The organism is Hymenobacter coalescens, assembly GCF_054783195.1.
The window spans coordinates 593197-599580 of the sequence record NZ_BAAGRA010000019.1 but is presented as its reverse complement, the minus strand read 5'-3'; the positions used below and the strand labels follow the sequence as shown (position 1 = coordinate 599580).

Genomic DNA, 6384 nt, shown 5'->3' with positions numbered 1-6384 from the left:
TTTCGGGTTGCAAAGGTAAGAAGCGCTCTGCTTCGTTTGCAAGCCCCGGAGCAACTTTTTTTTCGCGGCCCCGTTCTGGCAAGCTTTAGCCGGTTCGCGTTTCGAACCGGGCTGCAAAGGTAGCCAACTGCGGGGCCCGTTTGCAAGTTCCCGCCGCACATTTTTTTCCTCGCCGCGCTTTTCGCTGTGCCGTTTCGGCGCGAAACGGAAGGCAAAGATCGGAACCCTTCGGCGTTCGTGTCAAGCCCCGGCCGCAACTTTTTTTCGCCGCTGGCCCGCCTCGCCGCTTCCTGCTGAATCGGGGTGCGAAGGTAGTTGATTCGCTCCGAAATACCAAGAGTAGAAATATTCTTGCTCTTACTACTCTTGCCAAATTCAGCGATAACAGTCTAGAAGAAGCTCGACATACATTTTCGCCCACCGCGTCTCGGATTGGGAGTGCAAAAGTAGAAGGCTTGATTGGGTATAGCAAGCTACTAAACAAGATAATTAATGTATTGCGGACAGCGGAAGGGGTTAACAGCTGACTCTCTTACCGTTGGATTAGCAAAAAATATCAACGTGCGTTGGGACGTACCAAAGTGGGTCGGTAAGGGTGCGGCCGCTGCAATTCATATTGGTAGATTGTTTGTCCCAGCTGGGCTAGGAAAGGCATTCCGATGGATGTGTATTCGTACTGACCATCATTGAGAATACCATCGGCATTGACGTAGAGTGCAGCGCTGAGCATGAACTCGGTACCCGTGCGCTCATCCGCAAAGTAGGCGCAATCGGCCAAGTAGCCGTGGGACATGCCTACTATATTATAAATGCGCAACCCGGATTGGGGCACAGCGGCGCGTTGGCGCCCGTAAAAGAGGTACTTCTTATAAGAGGGAAAATATTCGGCGCGGGTATAAAGACTGTAACCAGACTCGGCTGGAGTGGCACTTAGGTAATACCGCAGGAAGGTATAATCTTCTTCTGTAAGCCCCAGTTGTGGGAATGATGCCCTTGGTTCGGGAAATAAGGCAGTGCGCAGCAGATCGGTGACAGCCTGCAGAGGCAGATAGTTGGCCGTCGTAAAGTCGTAAGGATGATTGACCAGTTTTCCGCCAGCATAGTAGCCTCTCCCCTTTTGGATGCGGCCTAGCGGATTGTTAAACAGGCGTGAGTTACAGGCCGCAGGCTGGCTCAGCAATACCGTGCCGTCGCGCCGGTGGAAAGCGACGGGGTTGGTGCAGCGGTTGGCGGCCGTATCGCACGGGGCAAAGCGGCGGGTGATGCGGACTCGCGGGTAGCCAAGAGCCTGCAGTTGCTCATGCAGGTATTGCTGCCCCAGAAATTCGTACAGTCTGTTGTACGCTTGGTTGTCGCTGACCAAGAGCATACGCTTTATGTAGTTGCCCACGCTGGCAACCTGGTCAGAATCGGCGGGGGCGGCAAACGGCACAGGAGTCTGGCAGCGGCCGGCAGTACCGGTGGTCATGATGCTGCGGCGCGTCAACTCCGGCACTTGGGCACGCAAACGGTTGATTTTCTGCAGGGAAAGCAGGGCCACAGGCAATTTCACCATACTGGCTGGGTTGAAGTAGGCCCGCTCATTCAGGCGGTAATCGAACTGAGTAAAGTGTGGCCGGTTTTGGGCGTCGCGGTCGATGCGGGTGTAAATAATCTGCAGTTCATGTCTCTCAGCTTGCTGCACCACACCGGACAGCCCTGGGCTGGTGTGCAACAGGCTGTCGAGCGGATTGGTATTGTGCGCTGATAGCTCAACCGTAGGGTTATAAAAAGCTGATAGGCAGCTGTAATGGCCGCCTAACAACATACAAATCAATAAACCCAAAGCGCCGACACGTTCCAACATCAGGTGCAATGAATACTACTTTGTACCAGGCTTTATTTTTTGTACCATCTATAACTAGCTAGCTGGTTCGCTCCGCTTCTTCGCTAGCAGCAGGTTAGAATCGTTGACTCGCCAGTTATAACCTGTTCCGAAGGGCAGCGGCCGCGGTTTGTTCACGGAGTCGCGGTAGGCAGCGGTGAGGGCCGGCTGGTAATGCATGGCGAACATAGGTATGGGTTTGCGGTAGGTACCATAGTGAATGAACTGCCACTCCGCAGGTTTAAAGTACTTCATGGCAATGCCAGAATCGTCCTGCAGCACGTAATTGCTGCGCTCCAGCACGAGGCTACGCACCTGACTAAAGTACGGCTTATGCATAAGGTATGTCGCCGACTTAACGTAGGTGGTCAGCGGCCCGAGGTTACGGGCATAGCGCAAAACAGCCGCTTTAGTTTGACTGAGCTTCCAGTCACTGAGGTCTGCTGAGAAGTAATATACCTTCTGCGGGCGACCAGCGGCATTACGCATGCTCACCTCAACGCCAGGGGTAATGTGATTAGCAGCGACAACAGAATCGGCTGGCACCAGGGCGCCATCCGGCGTCAGTTTAACGTAGCGAACATTGTCTACCTGGTGATTGGTACGAGCTGCGAAGAGCAGAATCAGCGGAAGCGAGCCGTCCAGCTCCAGGGATTTCAAATCGACCGCCATGCTATTGGTGCGGAAAAAGCTGAAACTAAGCACTGACCACAGCGACGTTTTGATAGCGTGGTAGAGCTTAGGGCTTTCGAGCGAGTTCTGACCCGGAACGGAGCCGACCGGCTCCAGCCCGACTAGCACATAGGTGTCGCTTTGGGGGAAAACCGTGGCTGCGTTCAGGAAATCAGGGCCACTGAACGGATAAAATACCACGGGGCCGGCGTGCCGTACAGAATCCAGTTCCTTACGGGCCCAGGCTTCGATTTTGTCGGTGCGCGTGCTGTGGTAGTTCTGCCAGCTTTTATCGGCGTCGGCGGCAAAGCGCTGCCATTCGGGCGTAGCGGTAAGGAGCCGTAGCGACGAGGTAGATTTTACGGGTAAGCCCGCCAAGTAAGCAGCAACGTCCTGTACGTCGGAAGTATCAGCGGCAATTATCGGCGCCGAAGCAGGTAACGGCAGGCTGGCAGTAGCCGAATCCGAAATGTGCGCAGGCGCCGAAGCCGGCTCAGTGGGTGCTGACTTGCGTTCGGAGCAGGCTAAGCTGGTCATCAGTACCGCAGGCAACAACCAACGACGGGACGGGAAATCCATAAAATGGCAGACAGTTATCAGCGGGCAAGATAAGCGGCCGGTTTTAACTCATCTATGCCTTTTGGTGTGGCTCCAATCAACTAGACCCACCGTATCTCTGCTTAGCTGCTGGCACGCAGCGCACCAGCAGCTTGGATAAAGCCGTATATCACTAGCCCCGACAGCACGGTTCCAAGCCCTAGCAGGGACTGCAACGGCTGGTCGCGCAGCAAGAATACCAGCGTCCAGCCATTCAGCGCCAAGAAAAGCAACGGGGTGAAAGGATAACCCCAGGTACGATAGGGCCGTGCTAGTTCGGGCTGCCGATAACGTAGCACGAATAGCCCCAACACCGTCAGAAAAGTAAACAGATTTAGCACGAAACCAGCATAAACCAATACTTGCTCAAACGTGCCTGAAACGATGAACAGCAACGTAAGCAGCGCTTGAAACAACGTAGCCCGCACCGGGAGGCCGCGGCGGCTGCGCCGGGCTAACCACCGAAGGGCGGGCAAGTCTTCCCCCATCGTTTGGATGATGCGCGGGCCGGCGAATACCATGGAGCTGACGGTTGACACAAGCAGCAGGGCTATGATGACGCCCATTAATTGCCCGACGGCAACGCCAAAAATTTGATTGGCAGCCAGGAACCCAATTTCCAGCTGCCCGGCTAGCGTATCCAGCGGAGTGGTGCGCAAAAAAACATAGTTCAGCACCACATATAGCACCACGACCGTCAGCGTACCAACCAGCAAAATACGGGGCAAATTACGCTGGGGCTGTTCTACCTCGCCGGCCATGTACACGGCCGCGTTCCAGCCGGAGTAAGCGTACGAAACGTATATCAGCGACACGGCAAATGCGGGTGACAACACCTGCTGCCAGTCGGCCGTGGCAGCCACAAAACGCAGTGGCTGGGCTTCCGCCAGTAGCCCGGCACCAACAAAAAGGATTAGCAGGGCAACCTTAAGTACCGTTACAATTACCTGAAAACGGCTGCCAGCACGATTGCTGATCAGATGCACACCCGTAATAGCTACCACAACCGCCAACGACAGCAAGTTGGCATGCACCTCAGGCCATACACTGGCCGCGTAACGGCCCAGGGCAATAGCAGCTAAGGCTGTGGGCGCAGCAAACCCCACCGTAGCCGACACCCACCCCGACAGAAAACCCACAGCCGGGTGGTAGATGCGCGACAGGTAGTGATACTCACCACCCGAGCGCGGCAGCGCGGCCGCTAGTTCGCCGTAGCACAAAGCACCGCAAACGGCAATGATGCCCCCCACCAGCCACAACATCAGCAGGGCAAAACCGCTGCGAATGCTCAGTACCTGAAAACCCAGGCTGGTGAACACCCCAGTCCCCACCATGTTGGCGACAACAATGGCCACGCCGGTGTAAAAGCCTATCTTATAAATAGGAGATGCAGCAGATTGCGGCATGACAAAGCAGACTAATGAACTGCTATTTTAAGCACCTTTTGTTTAGCCCTGGGAACATGGCGCAGCACGTGTTCACTCTGCCTTGGCAAGGATAAGTTGGTTCCGCCCAGTTGCTCAGCTACTTGCAGCGGCGCCACCCCATCCAAAGAGCACAAGCTTCTATAGTTCATTACTTTGCATTGATCCACCCCTTATTGATATGAAGACGCTGTTATGTACCGCCCTGCTAGGGGCTTTGGTGGCCTGCGAGGCTGCTGCGCAGCAAACCCCTACCCCTTGTATGATTGCAGTGCCTTTCGTAGAAGGGTAGCCAGAAAAGGAAACGAGGTCACCAACTATCCCTAAATGCGGGGCTTCGGCCCTGACATTGCGCGTTAGAGACTGTGCCTCGTTTCCCGTTTTTGCCTGAAGACTGAACAGTATGGAGGGAGCCCGGCGTTGGCATCCCGCATTTGTGCAAGGAGAGTTGCGGTAAAAACCGGACTGGCTAGTTCTTCCCCTTTTTTCATTTCCTTATGCCTACCGCCCATCCCTGCACCAGCCCACTCAAATTTGTCGTGGGCATCGACATTGCGAAAGATACTTTCGTCGCCTGTTTTGGGCAAATTGATGCCCGCCAGCACCTGCGCTTCGGCAAACAGACATCATTCGACAACACGCTGACTGGCTTTGCTGCTTTGCTTAGTTGGACTGAAAAACAAGCGGTGCTGCCGGCTCCCATTTGGTTTGTAGTAGAGGCCACAGGCGTCTACTACGAAGAACTGGCCTATTTTCTAAGTGATAAGGCGCAAGCACTCAGCGTGCTCCTCCCCAACAAGACGAAGCATTTTGCACAGAGCACCGAGCAAAAGAGCAAAACGGACCAACTTGATGCGCGCTTACTCTGCCGGCTCGGGTTGGAGCGTGCCTTGCCTGCCTGGCAACCGCCCTCACCAGCCTTACGGCAATTACGGGCGCTGGCCCGCGAGCGGCAAAGCTTAACCGGACATGGGGCACGCCTCAAGGTGAAAATCCATGCCTATCAGCACAGCTATCAACCCGATGCCCGTTCCCTGTCCCGCTTGGCCACCCAACAAACACTTATTCAGCAGCAGTTGCTCGCCGTTGACCAGGACCTCGCCGCCTTGCTGGAAGCGGAACCCGAACTTGGTCGCAAGTTGAGACAGCTGACGAGTGTGCCTGGCATCGGTTTGACCACCGCTATCGTGGTCGTCGCCGAAACCAGCGGCTTCGTGCTCGTGGATAACGAGCGGCAACTGGCTTCCTACGCCGGGTTGGATGTAGTGCAACGCCAAAGTGGGCTGTTTGCCGGAGCCACGCGCATCTCGCGCCGAGGGAACGTACGCTTGCGTACGGCCCTTTATCTACCGGCTATCAGCAGCTTGCGTTACAACCCGCAGCAGATGGCCTTCTATACCCGACTGCGGGCGAGACACCCCAACGGCAAGCCTGGTGTGATTGCGGTCATGCGCAAACTCCTCCTGCTTTGCTACTCTCTGTGGAAAAATGACCGGATGTACGACCCGCAGTACCACCCCGCAGTTAACGAATTAGCAGCAGCGCTCGAATCCGTTCACCCCGAAACCAACGAGAAAGCACCAGTTTAGCCGCAGCAACTTCCTGAACCTTGTTCCTGAATGGGCGGACAGGGCACCGAGCCATAAGAGCAGTACACGCAGCAATCACCGGCCAGCGGTTTCAAGACCGTGTGGCAACTCGTGCATTCGTAGAAATATTGACAAGCGTCGGTCGGCATTTGCTCCGCTTGCGCGTGGCCGCATACCGGGCACGTTAGGACGGAAGTAAGCAACGGGGCCTTTGGTTCGAGCGTAAGCATGGAGCAGG

General features: G+C 55.5%; 5 protein-coding genes. 1 reads left to right on the top strand and 4 read right to left on the bottom strand.

Features of this window, described 5'->3' with window-relative positions:
- Nucleotides 1–556 precede the first annotated feature (556 nt).
- The 3 genes from ACYVKQ_RS18915 to ACYVKQ_RS18905 form a co-directional block, all read right to left on the bottom strand.
- Nucleotides 557–1846: a serine hydrolase gene (locus tag ACYVKQ_RS18915; RefSeq protein WP_460676912.1), complete on the bottom strand. Its 1290-nt coding sequence runs from the start codon at nucleotides 1844–1846 to the stop codon at nucleotides 557–559.
- A 54-nt stretch (nucleotides 1847–1900) separates the two neighbouring features.
- Nucleotides 1901–3115, bottom strand: coding sequence for a hypothetical protein (locus tag ACYVKQ_RS18910; protein WP_460676911.1), 1215 nt, complete (start codon nucleotides 3113–3115; stop codon nucleotides 1901–1903).
- A gap of 101 nt (nucleotides 3116–3216) precedes the next feature.
- On the bottom strand, nucleotides 3217–4539 hold the full coding sequence (locus tag ACYVKQ_RS18905; RefSeq protein ID WP_460676910.1) for an APC family permease: 1323 nt from the start codon (nucleotides 4537–4539) through the stop codon (nucleotides 3217–3219).
- A gap of 515 nt (nucleotides 4540–5054) precedes the next feature.
- Between ACYVKQ_RS18905 and ACYVKQ_RS18900 the strand changes: the two genes are divergently transcribed.
- Nucleotides 5055–6146: an IS110 family RNA-guided transposase gene (locus tag ACYVKQ_RS18900; protein ID WP_460676909.1), complete on the top strand. Its 1092-nt coding sequence runs from the start codon at nucleotides 5055–5057 to the stop codon at nucleotides 6144–6146.
- On the opposite strand, the gene ACYVKQ_RS18895 is transcribed toward ACYVKQ_RS18900, so the two are convergent.
- Nucleotides 6143–6376, bottom strand: coding sequence for a GDCCVxC domain-containing (seleno)protein (locus ACYVKQ_RS18895; RefSeq protein WP_071884577.1), 234 nt, complete (start codon nucleotides 6374–6376; stop codon nucleotides 6143–6145). The two genes, ACYVKQ_RS18900 and ACYVKQ_RS18895, sit on opposite strands and share 4 nt — an antisense overlap.
- Nucleotides 6377–6384 lie beyond the last annotated feature (8 nt).

Bases quoted from the DNA above. Each gene is read 5' to 3' on its own strand.
- ACYVKQ_RS18915 (WP_460676912.1), bottom strand. From the start codon at position 1,846: ATGTTGGAACGTGTCGGCGCTTTGGGTTTATTGATTTGTATGTTGTTA.
- ACYVKQ_RS18910 (WP_460676911.1), bottom strand. From the start codon at position 3,115: ATGGATTTCCCGTCCCGTCGTTGGTTGTTGCCTGCGGTACTGATGACC.
- ACYVKQ_RS18905 (WP_460676910.1), bottom strand. From the start codon at position 4,539: ATGCCGCAATCTGCTGCATCTCCTATTTATAAGATAGGCTTTTACACC.
- ACYVKQ_RS18900 (WP_460676909.1), top strand. From the start codon at position 5,055: ATGCCTACCGCCCATCCCTGCACCAGCCCACTCAAATTTGTCGTGGGC.
- ACYVKQ_RS18895 (WP_071884577.1), bottom strand. From the start codon at position 6,376: ATGCTTACGCTCGAACCAAAGGCCCCGTTGCTTACTTCCGTCCTAACG.